Here is a 16,439-nt window from a genome sequence, read left to right as displayed (position 1 = left end):
AGAGACTTTGTGTTTCGTCTTACCCTCGCGAACATTTCGAAAAGGTTAACCTTTACTCGAATTATTGCGCTTGAAACATTTGCGATACCTCCGGGAAAACCTGGGCGCCTAAGCTGGGTGCATCCACTAGTTCAAGGAGAATCCCATGTCACCCCTAGAAACTCGAGCAGAATCAAGGAAACCATGATTGGCATCGACCTCGAACTGCGCGGATGCACTGTGCTGATCGCTGGAAGTAAATCCGGGAGCAAAAATACTGCGCTGCGCTTCCAGGCGGAGGGCGCCACGGTGCTCACCGCCGACGGGCCCTTCCAGGCAGTACAGTTGCTGGAACAAGCCGGCCTGCTGGTGATCTGCGATGCCGAACCGCTGCGCTTCGCCTCGGTGGTGCAGGCCGCGCGCATTCCCGTCATGCACCTTGGACCAGCGACCCGGGCCGGATCCATCACCCTGCTCGGTGGCGGCCCCGGCGCATTGGACCTGCTGACCCTGCGCGGCGTGCGGGCCCTGGCCGAAGCAGAAGTCGTCTTCGCCGACAGGCTCGGTCCCGCAGCGCACCTGCCGGCTCTCGCACCGCAAGCTCAAATCGTGGACGTCGGCAAGCTTCCCGGACACCACAAGCTCACCCAACGGGATATCGAAGCCCTGATGATCGAAGCGGCCCGCGGTGGCGCTGCCGTAGTCCGGCTCAAGGGCGGAGATCCCTTCGTCTTCGGCCGCGGCTTCGAAGAAATCGCGGCCGCTACCGCTGCGAGCATCCCGATCAGCGTCATCCCGGGACTGAGCTCGTGCATCACCGTGCCGGCAGCAGCCGGCATCCCGGTCACCGCGCGCGGGGTGAACACCATGTTCACCGTGGTCTCGGCCCACGATCCACTCAGCGATGCGCAGCTTGACCACCTGGCCAAGCTGGGCGGAAGCATCGTGATCCTGATGGGCATGGGCACCATCGAGCAGACCGTCGCCGGGCTGCACCGGGTCGGCATGGACCCGCAAATGCCATGCGCCATCGTCGAATCCGGCACCACCGACATCCAGCGCACCAGCTGCACCCGGCTAGCCCGTCTCGCCGAAACAGCCCGCGGCCATTCCAACCCTGCAGTCATTGTCATCGGTGAAGTCGCTGGGCTGCCGGCCACCCTGGTGAACGCGGCAGCGCAAGAAGAGCCGGCCACGCTGGCAGCGCAATTGGAAGTGGCCTGATGAGCAGCCCCAAACCCTTGGCCGGCTTCCGGCTGGCCGTCACCAGCGACCGCCGTTCCGCAGAACTCATCGAAGCCTTCGAACGCCGCGGCGCCGAGGTGACCCATACTCCGCTGCTCCAGCTCGCCCCGCTGGACGATGAGCAGCAACTGATCGCGCAAACGCAAAAGCTGATTGAGGTCCGTCCGCAGGTAGCCATCATTACGACCGCCTACGGACTGCGCCGCTGGGTTGACACCTCCGAGGCTGCCGGCATTGGCGACGAGCTGCTGGCAGCGCTCGGGCAGGCGCAGCTCTACGTCCGCGGGGCCAAAGCCCATGGCGCCGTCAAGGCGCTGGGCCTGGAACCGGCCGCCGTGGCCAAGGACGGGCGCAGCGTCTCCATGCTGGAACTGCTGGAGGGCAAGCTCCAGGGCGCCACCGTCGCCTTGCAGCTTCATGCCGATTCCGACCATGGAATGCCCCAGAGCCTGCGCGAGCTGGGCGCTCGCCGGGTGCTGAAGGTGGAGCCCTACCGCTGGCAGGACACCAGCAGCGATAGCGGGATTTCTGCTTTGGTGGAGGGCCTGTGCGCCGCCCACTTCGACGCGGTGACCTTCACCAGCGCGCCAAGCGTGCACGCGCTGTTCGCCGCTGCCAAGGCGCGCAATCGCTTGCCCGCACTGCTGCGCTCACTGGCCGAGCGCGTCGCAGTGGCCACCGTTGGACCGGTGACTGCTGCCCCGCTGATCGAGGCGGGCATCTGCCCGCTGGTTCCCGAGCGCCATCGCATGGGTGCGATGATCGGCCAGCTCGTGGAGCATCTGGCCTCGCTGGGCACGTTGCAGGCGCAAACGGTCCACGGCCAGGTGCAGCTGCGCGGTCGCACCCTCTCAGTCCAGGACGAAAACTGCGAATTGACTCCCGGGCAGGCCGAATTGGTGCGCGCGCTGATCGAGGCCGGCGGCAGCGTCCTCTCCCGCGAAGAGCTGGGGGCCGCACTTCCGGAAGCCAGTTCCAAGCATGCCTTGGATATGACCCTGAGCCGGCTGCGCAAGGCGTTGCCGCAACCAGAAATCATCGCCACGGTCATCAAACGTGGGTACAGGCTGAACGTATGATCACCCCGATGGGCTTTTTCCCTCCGGGTTACGTAGGATCGATGTCATGGTTAATATTCAGGTTGCCGGTGAAGCCCTAGTCGATATCGTCGATGGTGTGGCGCATCCCGGCGGTTCCCCGATGAATGTTGCTGTTGGACTGGGCCGATTGGGCCACGAAGTCCTGCTCCAGACGGACATCGGCGATGACGAGCATGGCCGGCTGATCGCCGAACATGTGGCGGCCTCAGGCGTTCAGCTCGCAGCCGGATCGCACACCGATGCGCAGACTTCCAGCGCCACCGTCGTGCTGGACGAGTCCGGAGATGCCAACTACGAGTTCCAGCTGAACTGCAAATTGCAGAGCATGGCTTCGACCCAAGCCACCTTGTTCCATTCAGGATCCGTTGCAGCATTCCAGGGTCCGAGTGCCGCTCGAATCCATGAGGCTTTCGAGGCTTCCCCACCGGGCCAGATCCTGAGCTTCGATCCGAACCTGCGTCCGGAGCTGGTCGAGGACCGGGCAGAATCGGTCAAGCAGATCGAGAAGCTGGCCGGGCTGGCGGATATCGTCAAGCTCAGTGACGAAGACGCCCTGTGGCTCTATCCGGGATGGGACACCAATCGCATCCTGGAGCACTTCTTGGAGCGCGGGGCATCGCTAGCGATCATCACCTTCGGCGCACGCGGAGCCGAGGCCCGGACCAGGCAAAGCGAGGTCATGGTTCCCTCGATTTCGGTGCGTACCGTAGATACGGTCGGCGCCGGTGATGCGTTCATGGCCGGGCTGCTCCACGCCATCTTGGACAGCTCGCTGGCCAAGTCCCTTCGCGATGGCACGCAGCTGGACAGCGTCGAGCTGGAGAAGGTCATGCAGATCGCTTCGGTGTGCGCGGGAATCACCGTGTCGCGCGCCGGGGCGAATCCTCCAACCCTTGACGAGCTGAATCATTTCCTCAGTTCCACGACGCGCTAGACCTTTCATTTCTGGCCGATAGTCGCTGGGATCTCCGCCTGGAATGGCGCTGATCCCAGCGACTATTTATTTCATTCGTTGTGGGTGACTAGCATTATCCGCCGGCAGCCAGCCCAGCAGCCTGGACTATCGAAGGAAACCGCTGACCAGGTTGCTAGAGTTCCTTGCAGAGCACTATGCACGATTCATTGAGGAGGCCCCATGGGCAGCAAGGTTCCAGCGGCCGATAACACCTTGCGGATCCTCAGGTTGCTGGCCAGCAGGAAGACCCCGACTCCGGCGGCAATGATCGCCACGTTGCTGGAGCTTCCTCGATCCAGTGTCTACCAGCTGCTGAACGTGATGCTGGAGCACGGATTCATCACCCACTATCCAGAGGACAAATCCTATGGTCTGGGTGTCTCCGCTTTTGAGCTTTCCAGCGCCTATACCCGCCAGGAACCGCTGGCACGGCTGGGTGCCCCGCTGATTGCCCAGCTGGTCGACAAGGTCGGGGAAAGCGCCCACCTGGCCGTGCTGCATGGTTCCGATGTTCTCTACATTGTCGAAGAACGCGCCAAGGGCCGGCCATCCTTGGTCACCGACGTGGGTGTTCGCCTGCCTTCGCACCTGACCGCATCCGGCAGGGCAATTCTCGCCGCGCTGCCCAAATCCCAGGTGCGTGCGCTCTACCCCGGTGCTGCCAGCTTCACGGAGCGAGTGGCCGAGTCATCGATCTCCAGCTACTCGCAGTTGCGCCGCGAGCTGGACCAGAGCACGCAGCGCGGCTATGCCGTAGAGCGCGGGGATGTCACCCCGGATTTCCACTCGCTCGCGGTAGAAATCCGGGATTCCAGCGATTGGCCGGTGGCCGCCGTTGCTGTCACCTTCCTGGCCGATCGTGTCCCCGAAGAGCAGTGGGAGACTCTCCTGCTGCAGATCCGCGCCACCGCTTCGGTGATTACCTCGCGGGTGCAGGGCAAGCGTCCTTCCTAGCCAGGTGCTACTGGTTCGAGAATGCCGCGTCGAAGGACGCTTCGGGGCGCTTGAACAGGAGGCTGCGGATGTAGCCCACAGCTTCCTTCGCACCGTGCAAGCGGTCCATTCCCGCGTCTTCCCATTCGATGGAGATGGGGCCCTTGTACCCGTGGAAGTCCAGTGCGCGGAAGGCATCTTCCCAGTTGATGTCTCCGTGGCCGGTGGAGACGAAGTCCCAGCGCCGGCGGGGATCGCCCCATGGGAGATGGGAACCCAGGATGCCGTTGCGCCCGTTGGGATGATGCATCCGGGTGTCCTTGCAATCCACGTGGTAGATGCGGTCGGCGAAGTCGGTGATGAATGCGACCGGGTCGATGCCCTGCCAGAACATATGGCTGGGATCCCAGTTCAGCCCGAACGCTTCGCGGTGGCCGATTGCTTCCATGGTGCGCACGGTGGTCCAGTGATCGTAGGCGATCTCGGAGGGGTGCACCTCCAGCGCGAACTTCACCCCCTGCTCATCGAATTCGTCCATGATCGGATTCCAGCGATCCGCGAAGTCCTCGTAGCCTGCATCGATGACCTCGCCCGGAACCGGCGGGAACATGGCGACGTACTGCCAGATCTTCGAGCCGGTAAAGCCAACCACTACACCGGCACCGAGCTTGCGGGCGACGCGGGCCGAGCGCTTCATGTCCTCGGCGGCCCGCTGGCGGACGCCTTCCCCATCCCCATCGCCCCAGACATAGTCGCGCAGGATGGCCTGGTGGCGGAAGTCGATGGGGTCATCGCAGACAGCCTGGCCGCCCAGGTGGTTGGAGATCGCCCAGGCTTTCAGCCCGTATTTGTCCAGGATTTCCAGCCGCGACTGGAGGTAGGCCGGATCCTCGTCGGCACGCTTGAGGTCCAGGTGGTCACCGCTGGCTGCGATTTCCAATCCGTCATAACCCCACTCGGAAGCCAGCCGGGCGACTTCTTCGAAGGGCATATCAGCCCACTGGCCGGTGAAAAGCGTCACTGGATGCGTCGCGTTCATGGTGGTTTCTCCTCTAGTCATCGGTGTCGATCCAGTCCCCGGAATCAGCCGATTCCAGAACGGCATCGGTCAAACGGCAGGCGCGGGCGCCATCGGCAAAAGTTGGGAGCCCTTCGGGTGCTTCGCCACGGATCGCCGCGTAGGTGTCGGCCACGAAAGCGGCGAAAGCATCCAGGTAGCCCATCGGGTGTCCTGCAGGTACCACCGACAAGCGTGCGGCATCGGGACTGAGATCAGCGGCCTGGCGGGACAGGATCGAGGACATGGCGGGTTTGCCGATCCACAGTTCTTCCGGCTTTTCCTGCTTGAATTCCAGCGCCGACCGGTCTCCGGACAACTCGATGGTCAAGGCGTTTTTCCGGCCGGCGTTGACCTGTGACACCATCAGCGTGCCGATGGCTCCCGAAGCCATCTGCACAATCAAGGCGGCAGCATCCTCGGTATCGACGTCCACGGCGCCCCGCTGCTTATGGGCAATGGAGGTGGCCGCGTTCAGCCGAACGATCCGCTCCCCCGCAATGAATTCCAGCAGATCCACCAGATGCGAACCGATGTCCGCGAAGGCCCGCGAAGGCCCGCCTTTGGCCGGTTCTACCCGCCAGTTGCTGTCGCTGACCGTATGCATCCAGTCTTGCAGGTACTGGCCACGCACGGTCAGCAGCCGGCCAAGTTTCCCTTCCTGCACGTGGGCCCGGGCCTGCCGCACCATGGGGTGGTAGCGGTAGACGAACGGCACCGAAGCCACGGCCCGGGAACGCGATGCCAGCAATGCCAGCTCGCCGGCTTCCCGGGCGCTGGTCGCCAGCGGCTTCTCGCAAACAACGGACAGGCCAGCTGCCAGTGCGGCGGCTGCCTGCTCGGCATGCAACGCATTGGGCGAGGTGACATGCACGGCGTCGCATTGGGCGAGCAGCGCTTCGACGCTGCCGAAACCGGGCACGCCCAGGGCGGCTGACGCTTGGCGGGTGGATTGCTCGCCGTTGGACCGCACCCCGATGAGCTGGGCGCCTGCCCGGCGGATCGCATCGGCGTGGGTCCGGGCCATGAAGCCGCCGCCGATGACGCCGACCTTCAGTTCCTGCATGGCCGGTGCAGCCTGCTGGCTGTTCAACTGGGACATGTAATTCCTTGTCTTTTCTTACTTGACCGCGCCGGAGGACAAGCCTGCGACCAGGTGCCGTTGCGCGAAGAGGAAACCGACCAGCACCGGAATCGATACCACCACCGAGGCGGCCATCATCTGGTTCCAGTACACATCGGTCTGCGAAGCGTAGGCCTGCAAGCCGATGGACAGCGTCCTGGTGTCCGAATTGGTGAGCACACTGGCGAAGAGCACTTCGCTCCAGGAAGTGATGAAACAGTAGACCGACACCGCGATGATCCCCGGGCGTGCTACCGGCAAGACCACCTTGAGCAGTGCGCCGAGCCGGCCAAGTCCATCGACCATGGCCGCCTCTTCCAGTTCCTTGGGCATGGCGGCAAAGAAGCCGGTGAGCATCCAGATGGAGAATGGCAGGGAGAACGTCATGTAGGTGACGATCAGCCCCAGGTAGGTTCCGTTCAGCTGCAGTCCCACGGCACGCTCCAGCTGGGTGAAGATCAAGAAGAGCGGCAGCAGGAACAGGATGCCGGGGAACATCTGGGTGGAGAGCACGATCAGCCGGAAGGACCGTGCCCCGCGGAAGTCGAAGCGCGAGAGCGCATAGGCGGCCAGGATCGCGATGGAAACCGAGAGGATGGTGGCGCTGATGGTCACGATCAACGAGTTGGCGAAGTACTTGCCCAGCGGCACCGTGGTCCAGATATCCAGGTACGGGGCCAGCGTGATTTCCGAGGGAATCCATTCGAAGGCGCCGCGCACATCCTTGAGGGGCTTGATGGAGGTCGTGAGCACCACGTAGAGCGGCAGCACGATGATCAGGGTGATGAAGGCTAGTCCGAAAACTCGCAGGATGCGGAAGCCGCGGGTCTCAATCATCGATGCTCTTTCCCTTCGGCATGACAAGTCGGATGTAGAACGCTGAGACGATCAGCAGGGCAATCAGCAGGACGACGCTCAAGGCGCCACCCACGCCGAAGTTCCAGTTGTTGAAGGACTGCTGGTAGATCAACGGGGAAATCAGGGTTGCTTCTTCCGGGGACACCGGGCCGAAGAGCAGGTAGGGGATGTCGAACTGGTTGAACACCCACAGTCCCAGCATCAAAAGCAGCACCACGTTGGCGTGCTTGATCATTGGCAGGGTGATCCTGGTGAACTGCTTCCACAGGCTGGCTCCATCCAGGGAAGCGGCTTCATAGACTTCGTTCGGGATGGATTGCAGGGCGGCCAGCAGCATCAGGAAAGCGAAAGGCCAGAATTGCCAGACGGCGACAACCACCATGACAAAGAAGGAATTCCCGCCCAATAGCCAGAACGGCCCTTCCTCCAGGATCCCGAGGTCTTCGACCAGGAAGCGGTTGACCATGCCATCGCGCTGGTTGAACATGAACGCCCAGGCGATGGTGGTGACGTAGCTTGGCAGTGCGTAGGGCACCAGGAACAGGGTGCGGAAGAATCCGTTGCTGCGGAATTTGGATGCCAGCAAGACCGCGGCGAAGATGCCAAGGCTCCAGGCGATTGCCACTACCAGGAAGGTGAACAGGAAGGTGCGCCCGAGGGCGTCGAAGAATTGGGAACCGATCGGACCGTTGGGGTCCAGCGCGGTGGTGAAGTTCTGCAGTCCCACGAACGGGGCCTTGACCCAGTTGGCAATGGAGAACTGGGTCAACGAGAGGAAGGCGATCCATACGCCGAGCAGCATCGGGATGATGTGGATCAGCAGTTCCAGGAATGCTGCGGGCGCTGAGAGCGCATAGGGGAAGAACCGGTCGCGCTTGATTGAACTGCGCTTGATCGCCCTTGAAGCGTCGCGGGGCTTGAGCGGTTCGCTGATTCGAGGCGGTGTCTGGGCTGGCGCCGACATTCGGTCTCCTTTCATGAAAACGAATTTGGGTGCTGCAACTGGCCGCGGGGGCGCAAGGAGGTCCGCTCCCGCGGCCAGTGCAACGTGTCGGGCCGCTAGCTAGCCGGCATCTGCTTCTGCGCGTCTTCCAATGCCTTGCGGACATCGGCCTCGGTGATTTTTTCGCCCTGGGCAATCCTGGCGAATTGCTTGGCGATGGCCTCGCCTACGAGGGATTCCATCTGCCCTTCGGTGGGGAACAGCGGCATCGGGGCAGCGTTATTGGCCAGGATCTCCTTCTTGGCCTGCTGCTCGGGGGTGTCGAAGGCCGGGTCGTCGAAAGCTTCGGTGACCGATGGCAGCGAGGTGTACTTGGCGTTCAGCTTCTTCTGCTCATCGACGCTGAGCAGGTGGTTCACGAATTCAAGGGCGGCATCCTTGTTATCCGAGTTCTCGAAGACGCTCACGTTGATGCCGGCAACCAGCGACTGGGTGGCTTCCAGCCCGGTGGCATCGGCGTTCTTCAGCGGGATGGGCGCCATGGCGTAGTCCTCGAAGCCAGCGGCATTGAAGGACTTGCCCGGGGCCTGGTCGAAGAACATGGCGGCGTTGCCGTCCATGATTTCCCCTGGCAGCACCGAACCGTCATTGATCTCGGCGTTGGACTTGGAGACCACGCCGTCCTCGCCCATCAGCTGGATCCAGTCGTTGACGCCGCTGACGACGCCATCATTGGTGAAGTCCGGCTTGCCGTCCGTGGTGTACAGCTCGCCGCCGTTCTGCATGCCCAGGATGAATGCGGAGTGGGCATTATTGGCGGTACGCTGTCCGGCCAAGGTGAAGCCGTACTGGTCGACCTTGCCGTCGTCGTCGGTATCCTTGGTCAGCTTCTTGGCGGTGGCCAAGAATTCATCCCACGTCTTCGGAGCCTGCTTGATGCCGGCTTCCTCGAACATCTTGGTGTTGTAGTACAGGCCGTAGGCCATGGAATACAACGGCAGCGAGGTTGGGGCCTGGCCCTCGGCGCCGCCGGTGGCCAGGGCTGCCGGCACGAACTTCTCGGCTCCGCCTATGGCCTCCAGCGCCTCGCCTTCAAAGGGGACGAAGGCGCCGCTGGCCTGCAAGGTGGTGGCCCAGGTGTTGCCGATGTTCAGCACGTCCGGCCCTTCGCCGCTGGAGACGGCGGTGAGGATGCGGTTGTACAGGTCGGCCCAGGGAACGACTTCCAGCTCGACCTCGATGCCGGTTTCCTCGGTGAACCGCTTGATGGATTCGCCCAGGATCTCCTCGTCCTGGGTGACCGAGCTGCCCTGGTTCGAAGCCCAGTAGGTGATGGTCCCGCCGGCTTCTTCCGAGCCGGAGCCGGAAGCCGAGCCGGAACAGGCGGCCAGGCCGCTGAGCGACAACGCTGCGATGGAGGTAATCGCCGTGAAGCGCCCCAGCTTGCTCTTGAAATGTGGTGCAGACATGTTTATTCCTTTTCAGGTGCGGGTGATGCTGTCAAGGGGTGGTGCTTCAGGCAAGGATGCCGGGAGCCGAAGGATCCCAGGCCGGGTCCAGCAGCGCGATGGGCTCGACCGTCGAGGCCACGTCGATGAATGCTCCCGATTCCATTGCTTCCGCGGCGCAGACCATGATGTCCAGGACGTGGAACGCCAGTTCGCCGGGCACGCGTTCCTTGCGTCCCTCGCGGATGGCTTGGGCGAGTTCGGCAACGCCGGTGCCGCGCCCGTAGGTGGATCCTTGGGCGGTGACAACGCTCGACTCCTGGTCCTCCAGGTGCAGGATGGTGTCTCCGGTGAATTCGTTCGGATCCGGCAGCTGCGCGGTGCCTTCCGTTCCGGAGATCTCCACGAACCCTGCACGCTTGAGCTTGGAGTCGAAGCTGAAGATGCACTGCGCACTGGCCCCGGATTCGAAGGAGAGCAGCGCTCCGACGTGGGTTGGGACCTCGACCGGGAAGCTGGTTCCGGCCTTGGGGCCTGCACCGATGACCCGCTGCGCGCGGGCCTGCGAACCCAGGGCGGCAACCTTGGCTACCGGGCCGAAGACCCGCACCAGGGTGGTCAGGTAGTAGGGCCCGAGGTCGAAGAGCGGTCCTGCGCCGTGGGCGAAGAGGAATTCCGGGCTGTGGTGCCAGGATTCCGGGCCGGGGCCCTGGAAGATGGCCAGGCCCGAAAGCGGGGTGCCGATGGCGCCTGCTTCAATCTGCCGCAGGCCGGTCTGCAGGCCCGCACCCAGGATGGTATCCGGGGCCACGGCGACGCGGACTCCTGCTGCCTTGGCGGCTTCGACCAGCTGCCGTCCGGATTCGCGGTCCAGCGCGTAGGGCTTCTCGCCCCAGACGTGCTTGCCGGCGGCCACCGCCTGCAGGGCTACCTCGACATGCACTGCCGGGATCGTCAGGTTCACGACGATCTGGATGTCTTCGCGGGCCAGCAATTCAGCATAGGTTCCCGAGGCTCCCACGGACCATTTGCGCGCTTGGCTTGCTGCGCGCTCGGTATCCAGGTCGGCGATGAACCGCACGGCGAGGTCCGGGAATGCGGTGAGGTTCTCCAGGTACTGGTCGCTGATGGTGCCGGCTCCGACAATGCCCACGCCCATGGGCTGATTCTGAAATTCCATAGTCCCTAGTTCTTTTCTGCTACGAGGTAGGCGCGGCTTTCGGACACGGCCTGGAAGATGTCGCCTGCGAAGTCATCGAGTTCCACTACATGCAGCATCCCGTTGGTGGCGTCGATGATCTGGTCGATCGGCATGGATCCGCTGCCCACTGGAACCTGTTCCTTGTGGTTCTTGGACTTCGGCCCGTCCTTGATGTGCAGGGCTACGACGCGGGGTGCCAGCGCTTCAAGCAGCTGGAGCACATCGGCGCCGCCCACGGCAACCCAGTAGGTGTCCACTTCCAGGACGACTTCCGGGTCCAGCAAGCTAGCCAGGTATTCCAGGGCCGTCTTGGAATTGATCTTGCTGGAGATCTCCCAGTCGTGGTTGTGGTAGCCGACCTTGATGCCGTATTCGGCCCCGCGCCGGGAGGCGGCGTTGAGCTTCTGCGCGATGGCACCGATGGACTCGGCATCCTGCCACTGCTCCGCCGGGATGAACGGATCGATGACGGTGCTGATGCCGAGTTTGCCGGCCGCGGCGAAGACCTCGTCGTAGTCCGAGGAGAGCAGCGGTGCGTGCGCCGTTGGCGCGCTGAGTTCGTTCTCGGCCAGCGCCTGTGCATACTCGTCAGCGCGGGCCACGAAGTTGTACGGCTCGACTTGCGTGTAGCCGATGCCAGCTACGCGTTCGAGCGTCGCGGCCAGGTTCTCTGCGATGTGCTCGCGCAGCGTGTACAGCTGGATTGATAGGTCGTGGGCAGGCAAAGGCGTCTCCTGAAAGAAGTGGTGGGTGCGATCCAGATGCTCATGACTTGCATCACACCTTGAGACTAGTTTTACTTTTGTCGATAGTCAATAGAAGTATGTCGACATTCTCATAAAGTGTTTCGGCTTCGCGTCCATTGCTGTGTTTTACTGGGTTCATGGCCAATCCTTCGAGCCCCCAAAGCATGCAATTCGCCCGCGGCGCCAGTGGGGCAGGCGACGTCTTGCAACTGTTCATGGACGGTGCCGCGCACAGCCGCACGGACCTTGCCGCCCTGACCGGCATGGCTCGCTCCACCCTGCAAGAGCGCCTCGACGTGCTCATCCAGCTGGGCCTGGTTGGCACCATCGCGGATGGCGCGTCCACCGGAGGCCGCCCTCCCCAGCGGCTTGCCCTGCTCCCCGATGCCCGCCTGGTGCTGGCCGTCGATCTGGGAGCCAGCCACCTGCGCGTTGCCCTGACCGATCTGGCCCCCACTCCCCTAGTGCAATCCCAGGCTCCCATTTCCTTCGCCGACGGCCCGGTGGCGATCTTGCAGACCGCGATGGATCTGGCCGATGGCTTGCTCGATTCGCTGGGCCGCACCCGTGACGATGTCATTGCCATAGGCATGGGAGTGCCAGGGCCGGTGAATTTCGAGACCGGCCGTCCCGCCAATCCGCCCATCATGCCCGGATGGGACGACTTCGACATCCCCGCTTGGTTCCAGCAGCAGCTGGACGCCTTGGTAGTCGTGGACAATGACGTCAACCTCATGGCCATTGGCGAGAAGGACCAGCTGGAGACCGGCAGCGAGGACTTCATTTTCGTCAAGCTGGCCACCGGCATCGGCTCGGGCATCATTTCCGGAGGACTGCTGCAACGCGGAGCGCAGGGCACAGCCGGCGATATCGGGCACGTGCGCATCCGCCGCGGCGATGGCATCTACTGCCATTGCGGCAATGAAGGCTGCCTGGAAGCCGTAGCCGCCGGACCCAAAATTGCCACCGCATTGCGGGCGCAGGGCATCGAAGCGCACAGCAACACCGATGTGGTCGCCCTGGTGAACTCGGGGAACATCCAAGCGATCCATGCAGTGCGCCAAGCCGGCCGCGACTTGGGCGAGGTTTTGGCTGCCAGCGTGAGCTTGCTGAACCCGTCGCTGATCGTGGTCGGCGGACGCATCTCCGCCGCCGGAGAGCACCTGCTGGCAGGCATCCGCGAGGTGGTCTACCAGCGCGGAGCGCCGCTGTCCACCCAGCACCTGCAGATCCGCACCTCGCGCAGCTGGGAAGTTGGAGCCCTGCGCGGTGCCAGCATGATCGCCATCAGCCAGGCCCTGAGCCCGCAGGCCATCGAACGCAGCGCGCTGGCGCTGATCCCCGCCACCTAGGAGCTGGAGGCAACCGGAAATTCCTCTGATTCTGAAATACCGGACAGCTCTGCCTATTCCCCGGTACCCAAGCCATGGCCGATAGCCAATGATGGAATCAGTTAGCTACGTTACATCGTAAGGAATTGCCATGAGCCACGAATCACGTGTTGTCCGCGCCCCGCGCGGTACCGAACTGACCGCCAAGTCCTGGGCCACCGAAGCCCCATTGCGCATGCTGATGAACAACTTGGATCCGGAAGTTGCCGAACGCCCCGAGGATCTCGTGGTCTACGGCGGCACCGGCAAGGCAGCCCGCTCATGGGAGGCATTCGATGCGATCGTCCAGACGCTCAAGGACCTGGAAGAGAACGAGACGCTGCTGGTGCAGTCCGGCAAGCCGGTCGGCGTCTTCAAGACCAACAAGTGGGCACCACGGGTGCTGATTGCCAACTCCAACCTCGTTGGCGACTGGGCCAACTGGGAGCACTTCCGCAAGCTCGAAGCCGAAGGCCTGATGATGTACGGCCAGATGACCGCCGGTTCGTGGATCTACATCGGCACCCAGGGCATCTTGCAGGGCACCTACGAAACCTTCGCCGCGATCGCCGAGAAGCGCTTCAAGGGCTCGCTGGCCGGAACCCTGACCTTGACCGGCGGCTGCGGCGGCATGGGCGGCGCCCAGCCGCTGGCCGTGACCCTCAACGGCGGTGCCGTGCTGATCGTTGACGTGGATGAAACCCGACTGCGCCGCCGTGCCTCCAAGCGCTACCTCGATGAGGTCGAGCTGGATCTGGACAAGGCGCTGGGCAAAGTCCTGGCCGCGAAGTCCGAGGGCCGCCCGCTGTCGGTGGGCTACGTCGGCAATGCCGCCGAGGTCTTCCCGGCGCTGCTCAAGCGCCACGTAGCTGGAGAATTCTCCTTCGAGATCGTCACCGACCAGACCAGTGCCCACGATCCGCTCAGCTACCTGCCGGTGGAATACACCATGGACCAGTGGCACGCCGAAGCCGAAGCCGATCCGGCCGGCTTCACCAAGAAAGCCCAGGCCGCCATGGCCGCGCAGGTCGAGGCGATGGTGGGATTCCAGGACGCCGGCGCGGAGGTCTTCGACTACGGCAACTCGATCCGCGACGAGGCACGCAAGGGCGGTTTCACCCGCGCCTTCGAATTCCCCGGCTTTGTCCCGGCCTACATCCGTCCGCTGTTCTGCGAAGGCCTGGGCCCGTTCCGCTGGGTAGCGCTGTCCGGGGATCCCGAAGACATCAAGGTCACCGACCAGGCGCTGAAGGACCTGTTCCCGGAAAACGAGCACCTGCACCGCTGGCTGGATGCCGCACAGAAGCACGTGGAGTTCGAGGGCCTGCCTGCGCGCATCTGCTGGCTGGGCTACGGCGAGCGCCACAAGGCCGGCTTGCTGTTCAACCAGCTGGTCGCCGAAGGCAAGGTCTCTGCACCTATCGTGATCGGCCGCGATCACCTGGATTCGGGTTCGGTAGCTTCGCCGTACCGCGAGACCGAGGCCATGAAGGATGGCACCGATGCCGTGGCCGACTGGCCGCTGCTGAACGCCTTGACCGCAACCAGTTCGGGTGCCACCTGGGTTTCGATCCACCATGGCGGTGGCGTGGGCATGGGCCGTTCCATCCACGCCGGCCAGGTCTCCTTGGCTGACGGCAGCGAAATGGCCGCCGCGAAGCTGGAGGCGCTGCTGACCAATGACCCGGGCATGGGCGTCATCCGCCACGTCGATGCCGGATACGAACGCGCCGCCGAAGTTGCCGCTGAACGCGGCGTGCGCATCCCGATGGCCACACAGGAGAAGTAGGACGCGCACATAGCCTGAGGCACCACTGATTGTGGTGCCTCAGGCTATTTATTCAATTCCAGGACCGCGCGGCCCGGGTTAAGGCTCCCGGGTTTCCGCGCTGATAAACCAGGCTTGCTGCTCCAGATCCGCAATGTACTGGTGCAGGATATCGGCGGTGGTCGGATCCGCTTCATCCACCGGGTCATGGACCTCTCGCATGACTCCCACAGTGGTCTGCAGTGCCTTGACAACCATGTCCACTGCATTAGTGGTCAGGATTTCGGTATTCACCGGTTGTTCCAGCTTCGTGTACTTCGTGACCGTTGCTGCCAGCCCGTCCGGAGTGGCATGCAAAGCTCGCATCCGCTCGGCGACTTCATCCGAGCCGCGACGCGCGATGTCAACGATTTCGTCGAGGTTCTGGTGCAGGTCGCGGAAGTTGGGACCAACAACGTTCCAGTGGATTTGCTTGCCCACCAATTGCAGGTCCAGCAGCTGGATCAGCACGGTCTGCAAGGACTCGCGCAGCACTTCCGGAGCCACGAACCCGTTTTCTGCGTTTTCGCGATCAGTTTTCTTTGCTGGAGTCTTCTTCGAATTAGCCAATGCTTCTCCTTACGTTGTCATGGACGCTTGGGGCAAGACCTGTCTCGGTGTCCCAGTCTGGACACTATCGATTTACCGGGCGGATTCCGACCGGATGGACAATTCTTTCGGAGAACGCTCAGCTTTCTCTTCGCGCCTGTTGAGCAATTCCAGAAGCCGCCATGGCAGCTGCGGAAAATCCTCCTTGTCCCTCGGGTTCCCGGGAATGGCGATTCCTTTAGCACGCAGTAGTGAATATTGGCCGAAGTCTCTGAACACCATGGGTATTGGCTTAACTGCGGGTTTCCAGCGGCCCTGAGCTTCCCCGAAATCCTTGAACCGGGCTTTTTCTACGCATAGCGTAGGGCAAGTCAGGATCCACCGACCCACGGAGGACAGCATGTCTGAGCAGGATGCAAACGAGCAGTTCGGGAACTTCGACAACAACGAATCTGAAGGCTTCGAAAGCCAGTCCAATTCAGATTTCGGATCAAATGACAATGGCGGATTCGAAAGCCAGCAGTCAGAACAGCAGTCCTATGGCGGTGGCGAAAGCCAGCAGTCCTACGGCAATGACAGCCAGTCGGAACAGCAGTCCTACGGTGGCGGCGAAAGCCAGCAGTCAGAACAGCAGTCCTACGGCAGCGATAGCCAGTCCGGACAGCAGTCGGAGCAGCAGTCCTACGTCGATAGCAACGAATCCGGTGAGGAATCGTTTGGCGGCGAAAGCCAGTCCGGACAGCAGTCCGATGGCCAATCGTATGGAAACGATGAAAGCCAATTTGGTTCCGAAGAGCGGAATGAAGGATTCTAGGAACCAAATAGCCCGGTAGGTTCGCCTGCCGGCTCAAATCGTGCCCGTTCTCCCCCTGGGCACTAGTAATCGCTTCACTGCTTGCACTGGGCAAGCGGTGAAGCGATTACTTTTGTCCCCGCACGGAATCGTCAGCAAATTGCATGGTTGCGTGCTCCCGGGGCACGAGAACTCATTCGTTCCTGAGCCGTTCGCGTTGGTCATTTATCGTCATTCAACGCAGAATGTATCTATACCGCGTGTCCAAATGCGCTGGCCGGTTCGATTGACAGGATGGTTATGTTCTCGAAAATTACCAAACGCCTCGCTGG

General features: G+C 62.7%; 15 protein-coding genes. 7 read left to right on the top strand and 8 right to left on the bottom strand.

Translation table 11 applies throughout. The features are described from left to right. The first annotated feature begins 183 nt into the window (after window positions 1-183). The 4 genes from cobA (at window position 184) to ACP3TE_RS11165 (ending at window position 4,233) form a co-directional block, all read left to right on the top strand. A complete protein-coding gene (gene cobA, locus ACP3TE_RS11180; RefSeq protein ID WP_402696947.1) occupies window positions 184-1,203 on the top strand; it encodes a uroporphyrinogen-III C-methyltransferase in 1,020 nt (339 codons plus the stop codon). Next, the gene (locus ACP3TE_RS11175) at window positions 1,203-2,303 is read left to right on the top strand and encodes a uroporphyrinogen-III synthase (RefSeq protein WP_426733571.1); all 1,101 of its coding nucleotides are present in this window, start codon (window positions 1,203-1,205) and stop codon (window positions 2,301-2,303) included. The genes cobA and ACP3TE_RS11175 overlap by 1 nt, the downstream gene beginning before the upstream one ends. 46 nt (window positions 2,304-2,349) lie before the next feature. Continuing rightward, window positions 2,350-3,258 carry a carbohydrate kinase family protein gene (locus ACP3TE_RS11170; protein ID WP_105656354.1) on the top strand — a complete coding sequence of 303 codons (909 nt, stop codon included), beginning with the start codon at window positions 2,350-2,352 and terminating at the stop codon, window positions 3,256-3,258. A gap of 201 nt (window positions 3,259-3,459) precedes the next feature. After that, window positions 3,460-4,233, top strand: coding sequence for an IclR family transcriptional regulator (locus tag ACP3TE_RS11165; protein WP_105661938.1), 774 nt, complete (start codon window positions 3,460-3,462; stop codon window positions 4,231-4,233). A 7-nt stretch (window positions 4,234-4,240) separates the two neighbouring features. Here ACP3TE_RS11165 and ACP3TE_RS11160 read toward each other — a convergent pair whose 3' ends face one another. The 7 genes from ACP3TE_RS11160 to ACP3TE_RS11130 all read right to left on the bottom strand — a co-directional run bounded on the left by ACP3TE_RS11160 (window position 4,241) and on the right by ACP3TE_RS11130 (window position 11,567). Continuing rightward, window positions 4,241-5,251 (bottom strand): sugar phosphate isomerase/epimerase family protein, encoded by a 1,011-nt coding sequence (locus ACP3TE_RS11160; RefSeq protein ID WP_332487608.1) that lies wholly within the window; start codon window positions 5,249-5,251, stop codon window positions 4,241-4,243. Window positions 5,252-5,264: 13 nt separating this feature from the next. Beyond that, complete coding sequence (locus ACP3TE_RS11155) at window positions 5,265-6,371, bottom strand: Gfo/Idh/MocA family protein (RefSeq protein ID WP_426733569.1); 1,107 nt, start codon at window positions 6,369-6,371, stop codon at window positions 5,265-5,267. 18 nt (window positions 6,372-6,389) lie between these two features. Further along, window positions 6,390-7,229 carry a carbohydrate ABC transporter permease gene (locus ACP3TE_RS11150; protein WP_105656351.1) on the bottom strand — a complete coding sequence of 280 codons (840 nt, stop codon included), beginning with the start codon at window positions 7,227-7,229 and terminating at the stop codon, window positions 6,390-6,392. After that, window positions 7,222-8,214 carry a carbohydrate ABC transporter permease gene (locus ACP3TE_RS11145; RefSeq protein ID WP_105656350.1) on the bottom strand — a complete coding sequence of 331 codons (993 nt, stop codon included), beginning with the start codon at window positions 8,212-8,214 and terminating at the stop codon, window positions 7,222-7,224. The genes ACP3TE_RS11150 and ACP3TE_RS11145 overlap by 8 nt, the downstream gene beginning before the upstream one ends. 95 nt (window positions 8,215-8,309) lie before the next feature. After that, complete coding sequence (locus tag ACP3TE_RS11140) at window positions 8,310-9,662, bottom strand: ABC transporter substrate-binding protein (protein ID WP_426733566.1); 1,353 nt, start codon at window positions 9,660-9,662, stop codon at window positions 8,310-8,312. A 46-nt stretch (window positions 9,663-9,708) separates the two neighbouring features. Continuing rightward, on the bottom strand, window positions 9,709-10,821 hold the full coding sequence (locus ACP3TE_RS11135; protein ID WP_426733564.1) for a Gfo/Idh/MocA family protein: 1,113 nt from the start codon (window positions 10,819-10,821) through the stop codon (window positions 9,709-9,711). Between the two features lie 5 nt (window positions 10,822-10,826). Beyond that, complete coding sequence (locus ACP3TE_RS11130; protein WP_426733562.1) at window positions 10,827-11,567, bottom strand: sugar phosphate isomerase/epimerase family protein; 741 nt, start codon at window positions 11,565-11,567, stop codon at window positions 10,827-10,829. Window positions 11,568-11,752: 185 nt separating this feature from the next. Here ACP3TE_RS11130 and ACP3TE_RS11125 point away from each other — a divergent pair, with 185 nt between their 5' ends. Continuing rightward, entirely contained in the window at window positions 11,753-12,940 is a 1,188-nt protein-coding gene (locus ACP3TE_RS11125; protein WP_166650785.1) for an ROK family transcriptional regulator, read from the top strand. A gap of 130 nt (window positions 12,941-13,070) precedes the next feature. Then, the gene (gene hutU, locus ACP3TE_RS11120; RefSeq protein ID WP_426733560.1) at window positions 13,071-14,747 is read left to right on the top strand and encodes a urocanate hydratase; all 1,677 of its coding nucleotides are present in this window, start codon (window positions 13,071-13,073) and stop codon (window positions 14,745-14,747) included. Between the two features lie 78 nt (window positions 14,748-14,825). Here hutU and ACP3TE_RS11115 read toward each other — a convergent pair whose 3' ends face one another. Then, the gene (locus ACP3TE_RS11115; protein ID WP_426733558.1) at window positions 14,826-15,335 is read right to left on the bottom strand and encodes a Dps family protein; all 510 of its coding nucleotides are present in this window, start codon (window positions 15,333-15,335) and stop codon (window positions 14,826-14,828) included. Between the two features lie 379 nt (window positions 15,336-15,714). Here ACP3TE_RS11115 and ACP3TE_RS11110 point away from each other — a divergent pair, with 379 nt between their 5' ends. Continuing rightward, on the top strand, window positions 15,715-16,128 hold the full coding sequence (locus tag ACP3TE_RS11110; protein ID WP_426733556.1) for a hypothetical protein: 414 nt from the start codon (window positions 15,715-15,717) through the stop codon (window positions 16,126-16,128). Window positions 16,129-16,439 lie beyond the last annotated feature (311 nt).

Source organism: Glutamicibacter sp. 2E12 (assembly GCF_050030965.1).
In the GTDB taxonomy this organism is placed as follows: Bacteria; Actinomycetota; Actinomycetes; order Actinomycetales; family Micrococcaceae; genus Glutamicibacter.
This window is presented reverse-complemented; position numbering and strand designations above follow the sequence as displayed.